Annotated in this window: 18 protein-coding genes; 6 read left to right on the forward strand and 12 right to left on the reverse strand. The window is 39.8% G+C overall.

The features are described 5' to 3' along the window. Window positions 1-7: 7 nt before the first annotated feature. The 4 genes from MST18_RS12315 to MST18_RS12330 all read right to left on the reverse strand — a co-directional run bounded on the left by MST18_RS12315 (window position 8) and on the right by MST18_RS12330 (window position 6,554). A complete protein-coding gene (locus tag MST18_RS12315; RefSeq protein WP_078190067.1) occupies window positions 8-946 on the reverse strand; it encodes an ABC transporter permease in 939 nt (312 codons plus the stop codon). 10 nt (window positions 947-956) lie between these two features. Continuing rightward, a complete protein-coding gene (locus MST18_RS12320) occupies window positions 957-2,972 on the reverse strand; it encodes a M3 family metallopeptidase (protein WP_180133688.1) in 2,016 nt (671 codons plus the stop codon). Between the two features lie 23 nt (window positions 2,973-2,995). Then, the gene (locus MST18_RS12325; protein ID WP_373423847.1) at window positions 2,996-4,759 is read right to left on the reverse strand and encodes an ABC transporter substrate-binding protein; all 1,764 of its coding nucleotides are present in this window, start codon (window positions 4,757-4,759) and stop codon (window positions 2,996-2,998) included. A gap of 67 nt (window positions 4,760-4,826) precedes the next feature. Then, window positions 4,827-6,554, reverse strand: coding sequence for an ABC transporter substrate-binding protein (locus MST18_RS12330; protein WP_180133713.1), 1,728 nt, complete (start codon window positions 6,552-6,554; stop codon window positions 4,827-4,829). Window positions 6,555-7,328: 774 nt separating this feature from the next. Between MST18_RS12330 and MST18_RS12335 the strand changes: the two genes are divergently transcribed. From MST18_RS12335 to MST18_RS12355, 5 genes are all read left to right on the forward strand, one after another. Beyond that, window positions 7,329-10,040, forward strand: coding sequence for a TonB-dependent receptor (locus MST18_RS12335; protein WP_180133687.1), 2,712 nt, complete (start codon window positions 7,329-7,331; stop codon window positions 10,038-10,040). A gap of 148 nt (window positions 10,041-10,188) precedes the next feature. Then, window positions 10,189-10,887 (forward strand): energy transducer TonB, encoded by a 699-nt coding sequence (locus MST18_RS12340; protein WP_180133686.1) that lies wholly within the window; start codon window positions 10,189-10,191, stop codon window positions 10,885-10,887. 28 nt (window positions 10,888-10,915) lie between these two features. Further along, window positions 10,916-11,779: a MotA/TolQ/ExbB proton channel family protein gene (locus MST18_RS12345; protein WP_078194237.1), complete on the forward strand. Its 864-nt coding sequence runs from the start codon at window positions 10,916-10,918 to the stop codon at window positions 11,777-11,779. Window positions 11,780-11,793: 14 nt separating this feature from the next. Next, window positions 11,794-12,219 (forward strand): biopolymer transporter ExbD, encoded by a 426-nt coding sequence (locus MST18_RS12350; RefSeq protein ID WP_078190074.1) that lies wholly within the window; start codon window positions 11,794-11,796, stop codon window positions 12,217-12,219. Window positions 12,220-12,237: 18 nt separating this feature from the next. Further along, window positions 12,238-12,651, forward strand: a complete 414-nt coding sequence (locus MST18_RS12355; protein WP_078190075.1) for a biopolymer transporter ExbD — start codon at window positions 12,238-12,240, stop codon at window positions 12,649-12,651. Between the two features lie 104 nt (window positions 12,652-12,755). Here the strand turns inward: MST18_RS12355 and MST18_RS12360 are convergent, their stop codons facing one another. The 6 genes from MST18_RS12360 to MST18_RS12385 form a co-directional block, all read right to left on the reverse strand. Next, on the reverse strand, window positions 12,756-13,214 hold the full coding sequence (locus MST18_RS12360; RefSeq protein WP_180133685.1) for a nucleoside deaminase: 459 nt from the start codon (window positions 13,212-13,214) through the stop codon (window positions 12,756-12,758). Between the two features lie 39 nt (window positions 13,215-13,253). Beyond that, window positions 13,254-13,898: a dethiobiotin synthase gene (gene bioD / locus MST18_RS12365; RefSeq protein ID WP_180133684.1), complete on the reverse strand. Its 645-nt coding sequence runs from the start codon at window positions 13,896-13,898 to the stop codon at window positions 13,254-13,256. Further along, on the reverse strand, window positions 13,895-14,683 hold the full coding sequence (gene bioC / locus MST18_RS12370) for a malonyl-ACP O-methyltransferase BioC (RefSeq protein ID WP_180077436.1): 789 nt from the start codon (window positions 14,681-14,683) through the stop codon (window positions 13,895-13,897). Before bioC ends, bioD begins: the two co-directional genes overlap by 4 nt. A gap of 7 nt (window positions 14,684-14,690) precedes the next feature. Next, window positions 14,691-15,848, reverse strand: a complete 1,158-nt coding sequence (locus MST18_RS12375; RefSeq protein ID WP_180133683.1) for an 8-amino-7-oxononanoate synthase — start codon at window positions 15,846-15,848, stop codon at window positions 14,691-14,693. Next, a complete protein-coding gene (gene bioA, locus MST18_RS12380; protein ID WP_180133682.1) occupies window positions 15,845-17,137 on the reverse strand; it encodes an adenosylmethionine--8-amino-7-oxononanoate transaminase in 1,293 nt (430 codons plus the stop codon). The genes MST18_RS12375 and bioA overlap by 4 nt, the downstream gene beginning before the upstream one ends. An 86-nt stretch (window positions 17,138-17,223) precedes the next feature. Then, window positions 17,224-17,985: a hydrolase gene (locus MST18_RS12385; protein WP_180008174.1), complete on the reverse strand. Its 762-nt coding sequence runs from the start codon at window positions 17,983-17,985 to the stop codon at window positions 17,224-17,226. Between the two features lie 193 nt (window positions 17,986-18,178). Between MST18_RS12385 and MST18_RS12390 the strand changes: the two genes are divergently transcribed. Beyond that, window positions 18,179-18,712: a peroxiredoxin gene (locus MST18_RS12390; RefSeq protein ID WP_373686677.1), complete on the forward strand. Its 534-nt coding sequence runs from the start codon at window positions 18,179-18,181 to the stop codon at window positions 18,710-18,712. Between the two features lie 57 nt (window positions 18,713-18,769). Here MST18_RS12390 and bfr read toward each other — a convergent pair whose 3' ends face one another. Next, window positions 18,770-19,234: a bacterioferritin gene (gene bfr / locus MST18_RS12395; protein WP_067762676.1), complete on the reverse strand. Its 465-nt coding sequence runs from the start codon at window positions 19,232-19,234 to the stop codon at window positions 18,770-18,772. Window positions 19,235-19,595: 361 nt separating this feature from the next. Next, window positions 19,596-20,570 carry a 23S rRNA (adenine(1618)-N(6))-methyltransferase RlmF gene (gene rlmF / locus MST18_RS12400; RefSeq protein WP_180133680.1) on the reverse strand — a complete coding sequence of 325 codons (975 nt, stop codon included), beginning with the start codon at window positions 20,568-20,570 and terminating at the stop codon, window positions 19,596-19,598. Window positions 20,571-20,917 lie beyond the last annotated feature (347 nt).

A 20,917-nucleotide genomic window follows, 5' to 3' on the forward strand; every position in this document is an offset into this window, starting at 1 on the left:
AGGCCACCTACTTCAACTGAACGCGTGGATCGACAAGTTTATAAATCAAATCCGCGATTAAGTTAAAAATCATTGTAGCCGCTGCAACGTAGACTGTAATCGCCTTAATGACAGGGAAGTCACTGCGCTCAACAGCAATAATGACTTCACGACCAATACCCGGAATACCAAAGAATCGTTCAATCAGGAAAGCGCCTATCAGCAGTGCCGGTAGACTCGACATGACATCGGTAATAATTGGAATTGAGGCGTTACGCAGTACATGTACACCTAAAATACGGCTTTCACCCACACCTTTTGCGCGCGCAGTTCGAACATAGTCTTGATTGACTTCATCCAATACAAAACTGCGGTATAAGCGCAAAGTTGGCGCAATACTTACCACCAACATAATTAAGATAGGCAGTAAACCGTATTTAAATAAGTTTTCGCTAAAGTGATCACTCCAGCCTTGAACCGGAAACCAGCTTAACTGATATGCAAAAACGTATTGGAAAACAATAATGTAAACCAAAATACTAATCGACATACCAATCGTACATAGCATCATAATCATACGATCGGTTAATGTGCCACGAACTGAAGCCACAGCAAGTGCCAAACCAATTGAAATGATCGTTTGCAAAATGGTTAAAGGAATTAAAATCGTCAGTGACGGTCCTAGACGGGTCAAAATAATATCTGACACCGACTCACCTGTACTCCAACTCATTCCATAATCAAAAGTTAAAATCTGCTTAATGAAAATCCACAATTGGACATAGTAGGGTTGATCAACCCCCAACTGTTGTCGGATGTTTTCAATTTGCTCTGGGTTCGACATTTTGCCTGCTAGAATATAAGCAGGGTCCCCACCTACCCAGTTAAATAAGAAGAATATGAGCAGAACAACCCCCAACATCGTTGGGATCATCTGCCATATACGCCGTATGATATATGCCAGCATAAAGTTGTCCTTACTTCACTCGTTGTCCAGTAATTTCATCAAAGAAAGCTTTGTTATCAGGTTTACGACCTAAGAAATCATGCACCAATTTTTCGGCTTCATATTGACCACCTTGCGACAAGATCGTTTTACGGTAGCGTTGTCCCACTTCTGGGTTATTTAGGTTATCTCCGAAAGCAGACAACATATCGAGTGCCATCACTTCAGACCACATATAGCCATAATAGCCAACTTGGTAACCGCCCATGATATGGTTGAATTGTCCTGGGAATTCAGTGCTTGGGACATAGCCTAAAGCTGTCTCGCCTTCCATTTTCTTCCAGACATCTAAAGGTTTAACACTCAAAGCATCTGATGAGTGAAGTGCCATATCATATTTTGCATACAAGGCTTGACGTGCATAATGTAAACCACGCCCATAGCTATGAACTGCTTTTAATTTATTAATCAGTGCGTCATCTACAGGTGGACACGCTGGATCACAGTAATTTGCGAGTGTAGATAAAGTTTCTTTACGACGCGCCCATTCTTCATACATTTGTGAAGGTGCTTCTACAAAGTCGCGCTCTACTGAAGTCCCCGATTGAGATGCATAGCGTGTATTGGACAAAATACCGTGTAAAGCATGACCAAACTCATGAACAAAGGTTTCAAGTTCATCACTATTTAAACCTTTACGGTTAAAATTAGTCACCAAAGCAGAAATCGGTTTACGCTTAGTCAAGGTACTACCACCTTTTACGCCCCAAACAGCCGCATGACCATACTTCCCTTCACGTGGGTATTTATCGATATATAAACCACCAAGCAACTCACCGGTCTTTTTATCTTTTACATCATAATATTCAACTTCTGATTGCCAAACATCGACTTTCGCAGGCTTAAATTCAATACCATAAAGGTCAGATGAAATGGCAAAAATCCATTCTTGAGATGCTTGGGTTGGGAAATAGTCACGCAATTTTTCTTGATCGATTTGGTACTTTTCTTTGCGAAGTTTTTCACTCCAGTAACTCTCACTCCAGCGATTGATTTCAGCTTTTTCGAGTGGAATTTTCAGGCTTTTCGCTTTGAACTCACGTAAAGTCTCAACTTCTTTTTTCTCTAAAGGTGCCACCGTTTGATGAACAACGGCTAAGAACTTATTCACTGTTTCAGGGTCTTTTGCCATACGGTGTTGCAACACCCATTCGGCATAGCTTTTTTTACCAAAGAGCTGCGCAATTTCATAACGTAAATCCATTGCTTGCTTTAACAATACTAAGTTTTTCTCAGTACCACGACGCGTGAATGCAGTTTGGTAACGCTTACGCGCATCATCGCTTTCTGCTAGTTCCATAAATGGACGGTATTCTGGGTATTCAAAACCGAGCAAATAATTGCCCTTTTCATTTTTCTTTAAGCCCGAAATATAGCTGTCTGGCAAGCCTTTCAACTCCGCCGGTGTAAACTCCAGTTTTTCTTTATTATCTCGTACATTACGCGCATATTCTTGTTCAATTTTTGCTAATTCATCAAAGATAGCTTTCAAACGAGCACGTTTTTCAGGTGTAAATTGCACCCCTGTATTTTCAAAACCATCCAAGATGTCTTGACGCATTTTTTTATCAATTTCGTCATTGGTTTTGAGTTTTTTAATTTGCTCATAAAGTTTTGGATTTTGATAAACCGAAGTTTGAAACTCCATAATTTTAATTTCACAATCTTCCGCCGCCTTACGTAAAGCCTCATCAGGATCGACGTTGCTATATAGTCCGATTGGTCCATAAAAATCTTCAAATTTGGCAAAAATTTGATCCCACTCCGCCAAAACAGGTGCTGCTTTTGCATTATTTTTTATCTTTTTTTGCTCAAATGCCGCTAAATCTGTTTTTACTTGCTGAATTTTGGCATCACACAGCGCAGGTATTTCTTTGGCTTGGAACTTTGGCAAAGTACTCCGTATTGAATCTTCGGCTTGAACGAATTGGCTAGCGCCGATCATCAACATACTGAGGGTGGTGAGTTTCAAAGCTTTATTTTTCATAATTTCTCCAGTTTTGTTCCATTTTATTTTTTCGGGTCAATATCGATGTACATCCATTCTGTTGCCAAAATTGGATGCTTTTTATAACCAATCACGCGTGGTTGCGACAACACACTACGGTAACGTGCATAATTAATTTGGACAGGCATGTACACTTCTAATATGCGTGACATTTTCCGATAGATTGCATCACGCTCCGGTCCCGGTTTCATACGCTGCGTCTGTTCATATAAACGGTCGTATTCAGGAATTTTTGAACAGCCGTTGTTGGTGACATTGATATTTTTGCCATAGAACAATTGCATAAAATTGTCTGCATCTGGATAGTCTGCGATCCATGCAGATGCTTTAAACATGGTTTTACACTGTTTTTCGGCTTTTAAAGCTTCTGCAAATGGCATCGACTTTGTTGTCATTTTAATTTTGATGCTATCTAAAGTTTTCTTCCAAAATTCGCCCAACTGCTGACTACGGCTACTATTGCCCGATATCGTCATTTCAATCGTAAGCGGTTTACCATTCGGTTGAGTACGCCAGCCATCTGCGCCGACTTTATAGTTATAACGATCGAGCAATAAATTTGCCGCTTTAACTGAGTATGGAATACTCGACTTATAATTCGGGTCATAGCCGACAACGCCGAGTGGAATTGGGCTTTGTAATTTTTGTGCATCACCATTCATCAAAATTTTGATTTGATTATCTGCTGAATAAGCCATCGCCATTGCACGACGTAATGCAATTTTTTCTTTACTAAAACCTCCAACCACAGGGTTTTGCATATTCCAATAGTGATAGTCGATAGAGGGGTCAGAAATCCGCGACATTTGGATGCCTTTTTTAGCCAACTCAGGCTTTAGCTCTCCATCTTTTAAGGCTTGTACCGACAAATCTCCATCTAGTACCAACAAATCCGCTTCATTTTTTGCAAAGGTCAACCAACGTGATTGTGATTCTTCCATCACCTGAATATCAATCACGCCAATTTGCGGCATTTTTTTGCCTTGCATGGCTTTTACAATCTTTTCATCTTTGGCATCTGATGCTTTAAAGTCCCAGACAAAGCCACGATAGTTTGGATTGGCCTTTAAAATAATTCGTGAACCAGGTGTCCAGCGTGTCAAAATATATGGCCCTGTGCCCACAGGTTTACCCATCACAAAACCCGCTTTGTCTCGATATTTTTCGACCACTTCACGTGCCATGGCCGATGCAGGTTGATGAGCCAATAACATTGGAAAGTTTTGATCTGGAGAATTTAAACGAATGACTAGGGTATACCGATCAGGGGTTTGTATGCCTTCAATGGGCGCATCATAATCAAACTTACCTGTTTTTTTTGCCTTTTCTAAAACCTTCTCCATCCCTAAAATACGACCATCAAGTAGCCAACTGTTTGGTGAGCGAAGTTGCGGATCGACTAAACGTCTAAAGGTATATGCATAATCAGCCGAGGTTAACTCTCTTTTCTTGCCCTTAAATACAGGATCATCAGCAAAATAAATGCCTTTTTGCAGGCGAATGGTATAAGTCAAACCATCAGCACTGATTTCCGGCATGGCAGCAGCCGTTTTAGGAACCAACTTTGCCGGCGATGCTAAATAGTCATAAGTATATAAGGTTTCAAAGATTGAGGTATTCACATGTGCAGAATACAGATCATGTACGCCAACTGGGTCAAAACCTGTTTCTGCGACAGGGAAAATATGACGTAAAACTTTATTTGGATCTGCTGGATTCTTTGCCAATGCTAATGTCGGCATCGCACTGAACAACACTCCCCCCATCAAACACGCTGTAGCAAATTTGGTTAGCGTAAAATTCGAATTTCGCTTCATTGTAATCCTGACTCAATTATTTTTTACTAGGCTGAATATCGAGATATTGCCAACTGGTGTTCATCATTGGATGTGTTTTATACCCCTGAATTTCAGGGTGAATTAACCAATTACGAATCCGTGTAGAATGGATAATCCAAGGGTTATCCGCTTCAATTTGACGGTTCATTTTTTCATAAAAAGGTTCACGATCTTTAGGTTTCAACACAATAGCTTGCTTATATAATGCGTCATAAGCTTTAGATTGATAACAACTTAAATTCCCTTGTCCTGAATTTGGCCCATATAGTAATTGAGCAAAGTTCTCCCCTTCAGGATAATCTGCAATCCACGCTCCAGACCACATCATATATTTACATTGCATTGCTTCTTTTAAATTGTCAGCAAAGTTACTGACCTTAAACTGTACCCGTATCCCAATGGCATCGAGATTTTTTTTCCACAACTCAGATTGAATCACCGATTTAGAGCTATTTTCAGTATTTATTTTTAAGATCAACGCTTTACCATCGGGCAAGGTTCGATAACCATCAGCACCTTTCTTATACCCAAATCGATCCAGTAATTTATTGGCCAGCAATGGGTTATATCCCAAACTACTGCGATATTTTGGATTAAAGCCACTCACGCCTTCTGGTAAAAACATTTCAGCCTTTACGGCCTGCCCTTGATATAACTGTTTAATCGATTCAGCTTGATTGTATGACATGCTGATGGCACGGCGTAAAGCGATCTTTTCAAGGCTTTGACCACCGACAAGCGGGTCTTGCATATTGAACATGCTGTAGGTGATTTCAGCGTCTTTATTTGGATAATGCTTAATGCCGAGCTTTTGCATATCAGGCTTAAGTTTATTTTGAGAATCTAAGGCTTGTGGGACAGCATTTGAGGTCAATTTATCAAAGTTTAGCTGCCCTGTTTTAAATGCTAACCACCGTGACTGTTCTTCTTCAATAATACTGACGGAAACCTTGCCGATTTGTGGCATTTTCTTCCCGTTCATTTCTTTAACTAACTGATTGTCCCAAGCGGTGCCTGTCGATTTAAAATTCCAGACAAAACCACGATAATTCGGGTTTGCAACCAATTCTATCTTGCTACGTGGAATATATTTACTGAGCTGATACGGTCCTGTTCCCACAGGATGCTGTGCAATTTTATTGCCATAAAATTCAACAACTTCTTTTGAAATTGCACCAAACGCAACATAGGCCAAAATATATTGAAAATTATAGTCAGGGCGCGTCAAAGTAATTTGCAAAGTATAAGGATCTATCGCTTTTAGGCCGGCAATAGCCGCATTGTAATTAAATTTTCCTGACTTCTTTGCATCCGCAACGACCGCATCCCCTCCTAAGATTTTGCCATCAATAAATGAATAGGTCGGAGAACGGTTAGCTGGATCTAAAATTCGTTGAATCGCGTAAATGTAATCTTGCGCAACTAGCTCGCGTTTTTTTCCCTTAAAGGCTGGATCATCTGAAAAATGGATGCCTCGTTTGATTTTGAAGGTATAGACTTTTCCTTCTTGTTCAATCTTTGGCATCGCTTCAATAGTATTTGGAACAAGAACAACAGGACGTGCTAGATAGTCATATTTCAATAAGGGTTCAAAAATTGCTTCCGCAATATTGCCACTATAATAATTATAGGTTTTGACCATATCAAAACCATCATCCGGTGCTTCAAATGCAATATTTAAAACTTTATTCGATTGTGCAGAAGCTTGAACCTCGGCCATCATCCCTGTTGAAATTAATAATGCAAGGAGCGCTATTTTAAATTTTCTAGTTTCCAAACCTTTTCCTTTCTGATGATTTTTTAATAATACAAAGCCGCAAGCAGACTTTAAATAAAGCCACCCTCACTAAAATAAAATGAACCAGTTTAAATTAAGTTTTAAACGTAGAACTTAATACACTCATTAATATAAAGCGAAATTCATGCCACCACTCCTTGGTTGAAAGTTATCTGAATTAAATATCCTTTTAAATTCATTTTTTAAGATAAATTTATACTAATAGTGACTTTCCGAGTAAAGCTCGTTTTTATCAAAAATTCAACTCTTGGATGTGTACTCATCCATGCACATTCTGCACAAATATAATACATTCGTGATTCATAATGGATCATGTTCAGATGAAATGACAGATGGCATTCAAGTAAGCCACTGAATTTATAGTTTTTATTTTTTATTTATTTATCTTATTAGCTTTATAAATCAAATACATAAATACGAATTAAATCACACTTTTTTAGAATTTATTTGCATCCAATCATGTTTTTATTATTTTTTTTGATCAAATGTTAAATTCCCAATAAAACCTAATTAAAAGGATAACTTTAAAAAAAATATACTTACCGTTCATCTTAAATTTCTCCAATTTAAAATCAATAATGTAGATATTTATCAGTATTTTATATTTGAAAATAAAATTTAAATATAAATATGGCACTTGAATTGCTTAAAAAGAATCAAGCAATATCGCTAACTACAACAAAAAGGAATACTTTTACTATGAAAGAGAAAAAAAATGCTAAATCTGTGGGGGGCACACCATTTAGCAAAACAATACTTAAATTAAGTACTCTTAGTTTAAGTATGCTGTGTTTATCTTTAGCGCATGCAGCAGAAACAAATGAAGAAGAAACAGTTAAGCCAACGAAAGTAGCCAAAGTCACTGTGACTGGTTCATCCATTAAAGGGGTTTCTGCTCAAAGTTCTTCACCTATTACGGTGATTAAAGTTGAAGAATTAACTAAACAAGGGGTTACAACGACTGAAGAAGCCTTAATAAAAATTAGTGCGAACCAAGCGGGATACAGTACAGCGCAAAACGTTGGTGCAAGTAATACATCAGGCTCAACAGCGAACTTACGTGGCCTAGGATCAGATAAAACCCTTGTCCTACTTAATGGACGTCGTTTGGCTTATAGCCCATTTAGTACCTCTGAAACCAACTTAAATACCATTCCGCTTGCAATGGTCGAACGTATTGAGGTTTTACGTGATGGTGCCTCTGCAATTTATGGTGCAGATGCAATCGCAGGTGTAATTAACTTTATTACCAAAAAACAATACACTGGGTTAGGTATTAGCGGTGGTTTACTCAAACCAGAAGATAAAGGCGGCGAAGAATACGATGTTTCGATTTTTGGTGGCTATGGCGACTTAGATGAACAAGGTTTTAACGTTTATGGCGCAATTGACTATCGTAAAGCCAAAGAAATTATGGCTAAAGATCGTAAAGTCAGCCGTCGTGGTGGCCTTCTACCTGAGTTAGGTATCGATGCTGGTTCAGCAAATGGCTTCCCTGCTAACTTTCTTGATCCAAACGGCGGCCCTTTAGATGATGAAGGCAATCCTGAAGGTGTTCTCGCAAACCCATACGGTGGAGCTGCAAACTGTAATAACTTAGTCAATGTAGTTGAAGATGGCGGACTATGTTTCCTCAACACCCAAGCATTAATTGGTATTCAGCCAGAAACTGAGGACTTGTCTGCAATTGGTCGTGCAACCATCAAACTTAGCGATAACTTCAACGCTATTGGTGAATATGTCTATGCAAAAAGCAAAGTGACGACTTCTATTGCTCCAGACGTCTACAGCCGCTCTGTCACGATTCCTAAAAGCAGTCAATATTATCCAGGCGAGGGTATTACCCCTGGTGTAGATGGTCTAAGTGGTGATCCATTACAACTTTACTTACGCTCTCAAGCGGGCAACCGTGTTTCACAATCTATCAATGAATCTCATCGTATTTTTGCCGGACTTGAAGGTGAAGCATACGGTTGGGATATCAACGGTGGCGTAACTTACGCAAAAGGCGAAGCATCAGATAGCTTTGTAAGTGGATACTTAAATCGTAACAAACTACAAGAAGGATTAAATGACGGCACAATCAACCCATTTGGTCCATCTGCAGATGCTAACGTTTGGACCTCATTAAATGTGAGTGGTACAACAAACGAAGCAACACTTGATTCCACAACATTTGACTTTACCGTGAGCCGCCCGATTTACACCTTACCAGCTGGTGATGTTGGTTTTGCATTTGGTGGAAGTTTTACAACTCAAGATTGGGAAGCAAAAGTAAACTCTGAGTTAGTTCGCCTTGTACCGGGTAGTGGTATTGACCCTGACAAACCTCTGAGTAAAGGTGACCGAGATATTACTGCCGCTTATGCTGAGCTTCAGATTCCAATTACCAAAACAATTGAAGCTCAACTTGCAGCACGTTATGACGACTACAGCGATTTTGGCGACACTTTCAATCCAAAAGTCGGTATTCGTTGGGAACCAATGAAGCAACTTATGTTCCGAAGTACCTACAGTACTGGTTTCCGTGCCCCAAGCCTGTGGGAAATTAATGCGCAACAAAGTAAAACCTACACTGGCGCAAAATATAACGACCCTGTCCTTTGTCCAGGCGGTAATCCAACTTCACCTCAATATCAAACCGAATGTAATACTCAGTTCTACCGTATGCAAGGTGGTAACCCAGATCTTCAGCCAGAAGAATCTAAAACATTTACCGCAGGTTTTGTTTACGAACCAATTAAAAACTTAGTTTTAGCTGTTGATTATTACAACATTGAAATTGAAGAATTAGTTGGCCAAGTGGGTGAAACTTCAATTTTTGAAGATCCTGAGAAATATGCTTCATTATTCGTGCGTGGTGCCGATGGTCGTATTGAATACATCAATACCATTCTAATGAATACAGGGGGTATTAAAACTCAAGGTATCGACATTAGCTTAGATTATCTTTCACCATTAACCGCGACAGGTCGTTTTGGCTTTGGCATTAATGGTACCTATGTCATCAAAAATGACTACCAAGAAGAAAAAGGCGGTGATTGGGAAGGCTTAGTAGGTGTGTATGACGACCCTGCTGTTTTACGTTGGAAGCACACAGCGAACCTAAATTGGAGCTATGAAAACTGGAAAATCATCTTCGAACAACAGTTCTTCCGTGGCTACGATGACCAAAACCAAATCGGCGAAGAAAAATTTGATAAACACCGTGTGCCTGATTACACACTGTATAACGTTGCAGGAACATACAGTGGTTTCAAAAACTTAGAAATCACGGGTGGTATCAAAAACCTATTTGCTGAAGAGCCTGCTGCATCGAACGTATTAGATAACTTCCAATATGGTTATGACCCTCGTTATAGCGATCCTACTGGTCGTACATTCTATGTCCGTGGTACTTACAAGTTCTAAAAGCTAAATTTGCCAGTACGATTCCAACTGGAATTGTACTGGCACTATTTATTTAATTAATTAGTCAAACATAAAAAATGCAAAAAACACTTATATCTCAAGTGCCAATTTCACTATTGATTGTTTGTCTCACATTTCAGGAGTAGTAATGGGCAAAAGCTTTTCCGAATTAGAAAATAATTCCGGCAAACGCCTGATCGGAATTGGGGCAGTCATTCTTCTGCATCTCATTGTACTCTACGGATTAATTACTGGCCTGTCCAAAAAAGGTGAGAAAACTGTAGAAGAACCTGTTGAATTAATCATTATTCAAGATAAAAAACCTGAGCCAGAAAAACCGAAACCAATTGAAAAACCACCTGAACTACCAAAACTCGTTAAGGAAGTGCTCAAAACACCAGACCCTCAACCTGAACAAAAGGTTGTTGAAAAAGCTGCACCAACACAAACAGTGAAAGCCGTTTCAACACCTACGCCTACAACCTCTCCATCTCCTAGTCCTGTTGCAGCACCTGCACCAGTCGTTGCGGCAGCACCCGCGCCTGCCCCTGCTCCAAAACCAGCTGGGGAAACACGTGGTGCATCTGAGGGAAGTGTGGGATGTAAGGAGCCAGATTATCCTCGTGAAGCTGCAATGGCAGAAGAAGTAGGAACTGTCCGCATCTCTGTATTGGTTGGGCCTGACGGAAGTGCGAAACAAGTGAAGGTCAAAAAATCGAGTGGTACTAAATCTCTAGATAAGGCTGCTAGCAAAGCATTCAGCTTATGTACATTTAAGCCTGCACTCAAAAATGGTGAGCCAATTGAAGATTGGTTTGATATTGAATACGAATTTAAACTTGATTAATAAATCTACAAAAATTTGGAGAATATGAATGAATAAAATGATGAAATCTGCACGTATTTTTGCATCTGCTACAGTTTTAGTAACAAGTACATTACTCCCACTGCAAGCTGCATTTGCTGAAGAATCTGCAAATACTGCAACAACACAAGTAGAAACTACGAATACAACAAATACACCTGCACCGCCACCAATGCCTACAGCAACCAAAGAAGTCTATAACCCGTATGGCTTAGAAGCACTATGGCGTGAAGGTGACATCGTTGCTAAATCGACACTCTTTATCTTGGTCCTGATGTCGATTGGAACTTGGTACATCATGGTCACTAAATTTATTCAACAAGCTAAAATTAAACGTCAAGGCAAAGAAGCCGAAGCTAAATTTTGGGATGCTGCTTCAATTGATAGCGCTGCTGAAACGCTTGATGAGTCTAGCGCCTACCGCTTCATTGCAGAAAAAGGCATTAATTCAACTAAAAAACATGGTGGCAACCTGTTAGAACGTATCGACTTCAACACATGGGTGACTATTTCAATCCAGCGTGCTATCGATAAAATTCAAAGCCATTTAAGTGGTGGATTAGCTTTTCTCGCAACTGTCGGTTCGACTGCACCATTTGTGGGTTTGTTCGGTACAGTTTGGGGTATTTACCATGCTTTAACGGCAATTGGTATTTCAGGTCAAGCATCTATTGATAAAGTTGCAGGCCCGGTCGGTGAAGCCCTAATTATGACGGCAATTGGTTTGGCTGTAGCAGTACCTGCGGTTCTTGGCTATAACTGGTTAACGCGTCGTAATAAAGCAGTTCTAGATAATGTTCGTACCTTTGGTTCAGATCTACACACCGTACTTTTAAGCGGTGAGATCAAAAACAATAATAACGACACAAAATAAGAGAGGCATCAGCCATGGGAATGATGGTCAATTCAGATGGTGACGAAGATGATGTAATTTCAGCCATTAATACAACACCTTTGGTTGATATTATGTTGGTGCTGCTCATTATTTTCTTAATTACAGTACCTGTTGCAATCCATACAGTTCCGGTGAAGTTACCTGAGGAAAAAAACACACCTTATGAAACTAAACCGATCAATATTCAGATTGCTGTCAATAAAAATGGCGATATCTTCTGGAATGAAAAATACATTGCAGATAAAGACACGCTGATCAGTCGACTACAAGCGGAAGCTAAAAAGCGTCCGCAACCTGAAGTTCATATCCGTGGCGATCAGGTGACAAAATATGAAGCGATTGATGAAGTCATTAGTGCAACACAAGCAGCAGGAATTGGCAAAATTGCTTTTGTCACGACTCCTGTTGCCGCACCATAATCGGATGAGGGACAAGGTATGGGAATGAATGTCGGTTCCGATAAAGACGATGATGTTATGTTGGACGTCAACATGACGCCATTGATCGATGTGATGTTGGTTTTGCTCATTATGTTTATTATCACAATTCCAATTCCAAATAACTCGATCAATATTGATTTACCAAACGGTACGCCACCGCCAACCAATGAAAAGCCGCCTGAGCCGGTCACCTTACGCATTGATGCGCAGGGTAAATTATTTTGGAATGGTCAACCCGTTGCCAATAAGCAAGCTTTAGAAACACTTTTTGCTGGTGTTGCACAACAAGCAGATCAAGATACGATCAAAGTGCAACCTGACAAAATGACAGAATATAAAGATGTCGCTATGGTGATGGCAGCAGCACAACGTTTGAATGTCAAAAAAATTGGGGTCTCAGCAAATCAATAATTGCTCCCCAACAAAAAAAGCCAACTGATCACCTCAGTTGGCTTTTTTAATTCTTCACAGAAATCTATACAGTTAGTGACTCAGAAAGAAACTCTTATTATTTATTAAGTATTTTTCTGCTTCCAAAATTCATATAGCTCATGATCACAGTTTGGCTTTAACTGACTAAAACTCAACCCTTGCTGTTCATGTGGTTCAAGTCTTAATTTTTCGGCAATCTTTGCTGTAGATAAACCATAGGCTTCTGCATCAGCATTTGAATAAGCATATACAATTTTTTCAACTCCAGCCATTCGCAGAGCCGCCAAACACATTGGACATGGTTGTCCGCTCGCATAAACGACACAGTCCTTCAAAGACGTCGTATTTAAATTTTGTGCGGCTTGTCTTAATGCATTTAACTCGGCATGAGATGTCGGATCGCCCGAGATTAATATTTGATTCACCCCTGTACTCACCACAACGCCATGCTTAACGATCACAGCACCAAATGGTCGGCCACCTTGCTCAATATTTTCTTTCGCAAGTTGAATCGCAAGTTCTATAAACGCATGATCCGTCATAAATACGCCCAATCATTGTTAATATAAAGAGTTAGCCCATTATGCCAATACAGGAACATCAATCCATAACGCCCCTGAAAAGTGTTTGGCTAAATATGCTTTTAAATATTCAGCAGTATCTTTAGAAATCAATGCATCTTGCGATTCATCATTTAAATTATAAGCCAGTGCATAAAGCACTAAGCCACGACTTTTTAGTGCTTCCAAACTTAAAATCGTATGGTTAATGCTGCCCAAACGACCTGATGTCACCAAAATAATGGGATATTGTTTCTCTACAACATAGTCGATGGTTAAAAGATCCGTGGTTAATGGCACCATCAACCCACCCGCACCTTCGAGTAAAACGTTGTCATATTTTTCAGTTAAACGTTTTGTCGCGTATTCGATTTTAGCAAAATCGATTTCACGCCCATCGAGTTTGGTGGCGAGATGTGGCGACGCAGGATAACTAAATATTTCAGGCATCGTGAGTTTGGTTTCATCTTCGACCAACAACCCCGTACCCATAATTTGACGATGTTGTTCTATATCCTCAGAAATATCGACATTGCCTGTTTGGATCAACTTTTGCGTGATCGTTCGCGCCCCTTGTTCATTCCATATTTTAGCCAAATAGCCCGTGGTATATGTTTTACCGATGCCTGTATCGATCCCACTAATGAAATAAACTTGCCCTGTCATGGCATTCTCCGTGCAATACAAAAAATCGGATGATAGGTCAGTGTATAACGCATCTGCCCAGTTTCATCACGCAAAGAAAACTGTTGATATGCTGAATAAAAATCAAAGAGCGATTGTTTCGTCCAACGAAAATGTGAGGCTGTCGCAGTCACACCTGTCGCTTTTAAATGCTGCAAAACCTGCTTTGGATGATCAAAATATAATGCCGCTGTCTGCTCTGAAAGATGCAGAATTTCAAAACCATTTTGACTTAATATAGCTTGAAGCATGTCGATATCGAGGTAGTCCAAACCCTGCCCAGTCAAAGCTTTTATTTCCTGTAAATTCTGCTGTCCAAAGGTCGAAAAACAAAAATATGCCTCTGGATTTAAACTTTGAAAGGCTTTTTCAACAATGCCCGCAAAGTTCCCTACCCATTGCAAAGCCGAACTCGATGCGATCAAGTCGATATGCTGTGGAAATTCAAGTTGTTCGATATCTCCAAGTCTGTACTGAATCTGCGGACTTGACTGAAAATGCTGTTGAATTTCTGCATATAGATCATTTAAAACCAAACGATTGATTTGCATATTTTCCAGCATTAAATGGCTTAAATTCCCCGAGCCACATCCAATTTCAAAAAGCGTTTCCACAGGATGATTTTGCAACTTTGGACAATACTGCTGCATCAACTCAAATAAATGTTGAGCAATCTCTTTTTGTGCTACGGCATGTTCAGCATAGCTGTGCCCTGCCTGAGCAAAGCGTAACGCCACTTGGGATTTATCAATCTCAAAATTATTCACAAGTCACTCACAACAATTGAGTCAACTGATCCAAATCAGTTTGTGTAATCTGAGCAGTGAGTGAAATGCGTAAGCGCGAACTATGCTGCGGCACAGTGGGTGGACGTACAGGCATGATATAAAAACCTGCCGCTTGCAAAGCTTGAGCCTTGGCAACTGTTTTATTCGACTCGCCAATAATGACAGGCACAATATGTGATGTAGATGGACAATCAAAACCTTTGGCTTGCACAGCTTGTTGCAAATTTTGACTGATTTGCTGTAAATGGTGACGCTCTGCTTTTAAATTTAAAACATTCTTGAAAATAAAATCTGTCCACGCCATACAGATCGGGGGCTGTGCGGTACTAAAAATCAACGGTCGCATCGAGTTAATCAAATAGTCACGAATAATCGCATGACAGATGAGATATCCCCCTATTGAAGCCAGTGCTTTACCAAATGTCCCGACTAAAAGATCAATATCATCCATCACCCGATATTGCTCAGCACAGCCTAAACCACGCTCACCGCGCACACCGATCGCATGCGCCTCATCGACATACAACATCACTTTGGAAAATTGTTTTTTGATCCGTACCAGTTCAGCCAAATCGGTTTCATCACCATCCATACTGAAAATCGATTCAGTCACCACAATGATCCGCTCAAAAGCCTCATCTTCATGATATTTGCATAAAAGCTGAGAAAGATGCGCCAAATCATTATGGCGATAACGTACATATTTCGCAGTCGATAATCGGATGCCATCAATCAAACTGGCATGAATTAACTTATCCGCCAATATCAAGGTTTTACTGTCTGCCAGTGCAGGTAAAATCCCGATATTCATGTGATAGCCGCTGTTAAATAACAGTGCAGATCGGCCATGAAAGGCATCACTTAATGTTGATTCAAGTTGTTCATATTCAGGAAAGTTTCCTGTCAATAAACGCGATGAGGATGAACTCATCCAACGCTGTGCGTTCGGGGTTTCATCAAAGAATTGTTCACGTAGGTGTAGGTTTGAAGCCAAACCTAAATAGTCATTTGACGCTAAATTCAACATGGTATGATCGTGAATACTAATGTAACGATCATGCTGATGATTTGAAGTGAACTGACGTAAGTTGCCTTGCTGTTTTAGTTGATCAAGTTGATCTGAAAAATGGTTGAGCAGATTCATGCTGGCTGCACCTTGTTTTTCACCACCTCAACCATGTGTTCTAACAAATTTTTTAATTCATGCTCTGAAATAATATATGGGGGCATAACATAAACCAGCTTACCGAATGGACGAATCCAAATACCACGACGGACAAACTCCTGTTGTAGGGTTTTCATATCTACATTAAAGGTCAATTCCACCACACCAATTGCACCAAGTATTCGCACATCTTTGACATGTTCAAGCGATGAAAGTGCTGGTAAATGAAACTTAAATTGTGTTTCGATACGTCGAATATTCGCTTGCCAATCTCGAGACAGCAGCAGTTCGGTACTTTTTACAGCCACAGCGCAAGCCAAAGGATTTGCCATAAAGGTTGGCCCATGCATAAATACACCTGCCTCACCTTGACTAATGGTTTCTGCGATATACTTGGTAGTCAGAGCTGCTGACAAAGTCATATATCCGCCAGTCAAGCCTTTGCCAATACACATAATGTCCGGCTCAACTTCAGCCCATTCCCATGCAAATAATTTTCCGGTACGGCCAAAGCCTGTGGCAATTTCATCAAAAATCAATAAGACCTGATATTTCTCACAGAGTAATTTAGCTTGACGCAAATATTCAGGGTGGTAGAAACGCATGCCTCCCGCACCTTGCACAATCGGCTCAAGAATCAATCCCGCAATATTTTCATGCTGTTCAGAGAGAGTCTTTTCTAGTTCAGCAATATCCGCAGGATTCCACGCTTGGTTAAAGCCAACTTGCGGCGCAGGAACAAAAATTCGATTTGGCAAACTTGGGCCAAAAATTTGATGCATCCCAGTCACGGGATCACACACAGACATCGCATTCCAAGTGTCGCCATGATAGCCAGAACGTGGTGTGACAAAATTGGTTTTATTCGGTTGATGTAAAGATGCCCAATACTGCACTGCCATTTTCAAGGCTACTTCGACAGCAACCGAACCTGAATCGGCAAAGAAGATTTTATCTAAACTGGGCGGTGTGATTTTTAACAGTAATTTAGCCAGTTGAATCGCGGGATCATGTGTCAATCCACCAAACATGATATGAGACATCTGTTGCAGTTGATCGGTCACAGCTTGATTTAGCTCAGGATGGTTATAACCATGAATCGCACACCACCATGAAGACATACCATCAATCAATTGACGACCATCTTCAAGCTCAATCATCACCCCTTGCGCACGTTTCACTTTAAACGTTGGAAGGGGCTGAGTCATCGATGTATAGGGATGCCAAATATGCTGCTGATCAAATTGTAGATCGGTTAAATTGGCCATCCCTCACTCCATGTATCAGGCTAAAACATCAATGTGGCAAGATGTTACCCCCACGGCAATAAAAAATAAATTGCCGTAAAGCCCAGCTAGTCAGAGATTTGTTCTATTTTCTTTAAATATTGGCATATTTTGCAACTTATGACTTCAGATTGAAACAATGGAAAGCCATGTGAGCCAGAAACCAATTCTGTCTCCAAAAACTTTACAGCCAAATTACGCAATAATCGCTCAACTTTGTAACTAACCAAATAATCTTGCTTAGCAAAAATATGGTATTGATGACCTGTGTAGTTTTTCAAGATACTGACATTATTGAGCTTCTCCAAACAATTCAATCCAGCTCGAAGCACATCTAAATTTTGCGCTTGAATCAAACTTTGCAAGATGATGAAATCTTGCTTGGTGCTATCAGTACCCTGACAAACCATATAACCAAACTTCTTTAAGGTAGAAATCGCATCCTGCTCGAAAGATTGTTTGAAGCTTTGAAAACTTGCTTGATCCATCGCAACAGGCCACTGTTCATCAGCCACAAAACTTGGATTTGAGCCTAATGTGATCAGCACTTTCTGTTGTTGATATTTTTTTTGAATTTCATCTACCAAAATCGTCGCCAATTGACCACCAAGAGACCAGCCAATAATCACATCAAATTGCTGCGCAAATTCAACTTTCTGTTCGAGCACTTCTAAATTTAAGGCATCAAAAATATTCCATAATTCAACCTGATAACCTTGTGCGATCAATGCCTGCTGTAAAGGAGCAAGTAATTTACGACCGCCGCCCCAGCCAGTAATAAGTAAAATATGTTGATTCAATACAAACTCTAAAATTAAACGATTCCACATAGTATAAAAGTTCAAAGCACGTTTGATAGTGGCATTTCAGCACAACAACCGATTTGCCAAAAGACATTCGCAATCGACTTTGATAAATATAAAATCAGCCTGCCTACAGTGCTTTAAAATTTGCTAAGATCGGATAAAGAACAATATAAACTGATGCTCTATGAAAGTTTCTTCATTGCTTAAAATCTGTTTCATGACATGTGCTTTAATAGCAACTACCCAAATCACAGTTGCTGAAACATCAATACTCAGCACCAGTCAAAACAAACAAAAACAATGGGTAGGCACACCGGCACCCAACTTTAAATTGCAAGATCAAAATGGAAAATGGCACGAACTGAAGCAATATCAAGGGAAATGGCTCGTTCTGTACTTTTATCCCAAAGACAACTCACCCGGTTGTACAGAAGAAGCCAATCAATTTAAAACCCTGTATCCACAATTTTTAAAAACTAATGCGGTTGTTTTGGGCGCAAGCTTAGATGATGTTGCATCACATCAAAAGTTCTCTAAAGCACTCGGACTTCCCTTTCCAATTCTTGCCGACCAACAGCATAAGCTGGCGACACAGTTAGGTATTGTACGAAACTTAGGGATTTTGAAAGTTGCCAAACGTGAAACCTTTCTGATTGATCCGAAAGGCATTATTGTGTATCACTACAGTAGTGTGAATACACAGACACATGCGGCGCAAGTTTTGGCAGATATCAAAAAACTACAACAATAGTTTTCATGACTTAATAAAAAACCCAGCTTGTGCTGGGTCTTTAGATTCTTTCGCAATTTACATTTGAGACTGAATATAGTTTGGTAAGCCAATCAGTTCGATCAAACGCATTTGCTTTTCAAGCCAGTAGGTATGATCTTCTTCAGTATCCGACATTTGCTGACGTAGCATGTCACGGGTCACATAGTCACCTTTTTCTTCACACAATTTTACGCCTTGTGCTAGTTTCTCACGAACATGATATTCAAGCGCCAAATCTGCTTTTAAACAGGTCACGACGTCTGTACCGACTTCAATATCATCACGATTCATATTCGGCGTACCTTCAAGGAACAATACACGACGAATCAATGCATCTGCATGTGAGCCTTCTTCTTGGCTTTCATGATCGATACGTTCAAAGATTTTACTTAAGCCCCAATCTTCATACATACGGGAATGAATTAAGTATTGATCACGAGCAGCCAGTTCGCCACCGATCAGCATATTTAAGTAGTCTACGACTTCTGGATTGCCACGCATTTTCTTCACTCCATACCCTTTTCAAATATTATGGACAAGTTTCAAAATGAATGCAAAATATAATTTTTGTAAGTTTATGATTTATATAAAATTTAAATGATAAACATACGCATTTGCAGTTCAATTCCGCGCATTTTTCACATATAAAAGAAGCCCTTGCAGAATATTCAAGGCATTTAGAACACGTAATAATCAAAAATCGCTGTATGCTGTTTTTTGTAACAATTAACAATGCGTCTTGTTTAGCAAAAATATCTCCAGATTGATTCAACACACTGTGCTTATCGCTATGGGAAACTTTATATTGATGCTCTATGCATTGCTGTCAAAGACAAGGCGAAAATCTCCAAAGAAGACAGACTTAAGCTGAAGTCCAACGTGCATTCTTCCACGCTTGCTGCTGCCTTGAATCTAAAAAAGTCCAAGCGACAAAACGGCTTTCTTTTTGTCCCTGCGTCATTTTAATGGTTTTCACATCCACTGCACCGCTCTTCGCTAAGGCCTTTAAAAGCACTGGCAATGTTGTTTTCTTGGAAACCAGCGTACTAAACCAAAGACATTGTTCAGCAAACTGGATGCTCTCTTGTACCATTTGGCAGACAAATCGCTCTTCGCCGCCATCACACCAGAGTTCGTTCTTTTGACCGCCAAAGTTTAATACCACCTTGCTCCGATCAACTGGCTTGCCCAGTTTTCTTAATTTTTGCGTTGCTGTCGCGTTGGCTTCATCTTGCGAGGCATGAAATGGTGGATTACACATGGTCAAATCAAAACGATCTGAAGGTTTAATCACACCATTAAAAATATTGCTCACTTTTTTTTGCAATCGAATCTGAATGCCTTTACGCAGATTCGGATTTGCCTCCACAATAAATTGAGCACTTTTAACCGATGCAGCATGTATGTCTGAGCCGACAAATTTCCAGCCATAGCTGCGATGACCAATAATCGGATAAATACAGTTCGCACCCACCCCAATATCTAAGACTTGAACGGTGTGTCCTGTTAGAATCTGCCCTTTGTTGTTGGCACTTAACAAGTCAGCCAAATAGTGAATATAGTCCGCTCGCCCCGGAATAGGCGGGCAAAGAAAATCTTTGGGAATATCCCAATATTGAATGCCATAAAAATGCTTGAGCAATGCTTTATTCAGCATTTTCACAGCGTGTGGATCAGAAAAATCTACCGATAAATCATTATATTTATTTGGGCTGACAAAAGGCGCAAGTTCCGGACAGCTCTTGATGAGTTGAGGAAAATCGTAACGACTGCGATGCAGATTTCGTGCATGTAATTCCGATTTTTGCTGCGGAAAAGATTTCTTTGCTTGCGCCATGTGTATGCCAATATTCAACGGGAGAACAGAATCAACTGATAAGGCAGGATCTATACCTGCAAATTAATCGATATTGTACGTGAATTTGACCATCAATGACGCCCCAATCCTTTTATTTGTCTATCTGCAAAATTAATAACAACTAAGATATTTATGCTTATTTTATCTAGACATTTTTGTTTGCTATATCATTAAACAAAACCGCGGAACATTGATTGAATAATAGTCGCGAAACATGAAGAATCAACAAAAAAAACCAATCAGTGTTGATTGGGCTTTTTATATAAATATAAGATATTGATTTATATGAAATAAAAAATAGAATTTCGTATAAGGTGTATTATGTT

This window comes from Acinetobacter sp. YH12068_T (assembly GCF_024606005.1).
GTDB lineage: Bacteria > Pseudomonadota > Gammaproteobacteria > Pseudomonadales > Moraxellaceae > Acinetobacter > Acinetobacter amyesii.

What these genes read in the sequence shown, in the direction of transcription:
- MST18_RS12315 (WP_078190067.1), bottom strand. Translation starts at nt 946, where the DNA reads ATGCTGGCATATATCATACGGCGTATATGGCAGATGATCCCAACGATG.
- MST18_RS12320 (WP_180133688.1), bottom strand. Translation starts at nt 2,972, where the DNA reads ATGAAAAATAAAGCTTTGAAACTCACCACCCTCAGTATGTTGATGATC.
- MST18_RS12325 (WP_373423847.1), bottom strand. Translation starts at nt 4,759, where the DNA reads ATGGGGGGAGTGTTGTTCAGTGCGATGCCGACATTAGCATTGGCAAAG.
- MST18_RS12330 (WP_180133713.1), bottom strand. Translation starts at nt 6,554, where the DNA reads ATGATGGCCGAGGTTCAAGCTTCTGCACAATCGAATAAAGTTTTAAAT.
- MST18_RS12335 (WP_180133687.1), top strand. Translation starts at nt 7,329, where the DNA reads ATGAAAGAGAAAAAAAATGCTAAATCTGTGGGGGGCACACCATTTAGC.
- MST18_RS12340 (WP_180133686.1), top strand. Translation starts at nt 10,189, where the DNA reads ATGGGCAAAAGCTTTTCCGAATTAGAAAATAATTCCGGCAAACGCCTG.
- MST18_RS12345 (WP_078194237.1), top strand. Translation starts at nt 10,916, where the DNA reads ATGAATAAAATGATGAAATCTGCACGTATTTTTGCATCTGCTACAGTT.
- MST18_RS12350 (WP_078190074.1), top strand. Translation starts at nt 11,794, where the DNA reads ATGGGAATGATGGTCAATTCAGATGGTGACGAAGATGATGTAATTTCA.
- MST18_RS12355 (WP_078190075.1), top strand. Translation starts at nt 12,238, where the DNA reads ATGGGAATGAATGTCGGTTCCGATAAAGACGATGATGTTATGTTGGAC.
- MST18_RS12360 (WP_180133685.1), bottom strand. Translation starts at nt 13,214, where the DNA reads ATGACGGATCATGCGTTTATAGAACTTGCGATTCAACTTGCGAAAGAA.
- bioD (WP_180133684.1), bottom strand. Translation starts at nt 13,898, where the DNA reads ATGACAGGGCAAGTTTATTTCATTAGTGGGATCGATACAGGCATCGGT.
- MST18_RS12375 (WP_180133683.1), bottom strand. Translation starts at nt 15,848, where the DNA reads ATGAATCTGCTCAACCATTTTTCAGATCAACTTGATCAACTAAAACAG.
- bioA (WP_180133682.1), bottom strand. Translation starts at nt 17,137, where the DNA reads ATGGCCAATTTAACCGATCTACAATTTGATCAGCAGCATATTTGGCAT.
- MST18_RS12385 (WP_180008174.1), bottom strand. Translation starts at nt 17,985, where the DNA reads ATGTGGAATCGTTTAATTTTAGAGTTTGTATTGAATCAACATATTTTA.
- MST18_RS12390 (WP_373686677.1), top strand. Translation starts at nt 18,179, where the DNA reads ATGACATGTGCTTTAATAGCAACTACCCAAATCACAGTTGCTGAAACA.
- bfr (WP_067762676.1), bottom strand. Translation starts at nt 19,234, where the DNA reads ATGCGTGGCAATCCAGAAGTCGTAGACTACTTAAATATGCTGATCGGT.
- rlmF (WP_180133680.1), bottom strand. Translation starts at nt 20,570, where the DNA reads ATGGCGCAAGCAAAGAAATCTTTTCCGCAGCAAAAATCGGAATTACAT.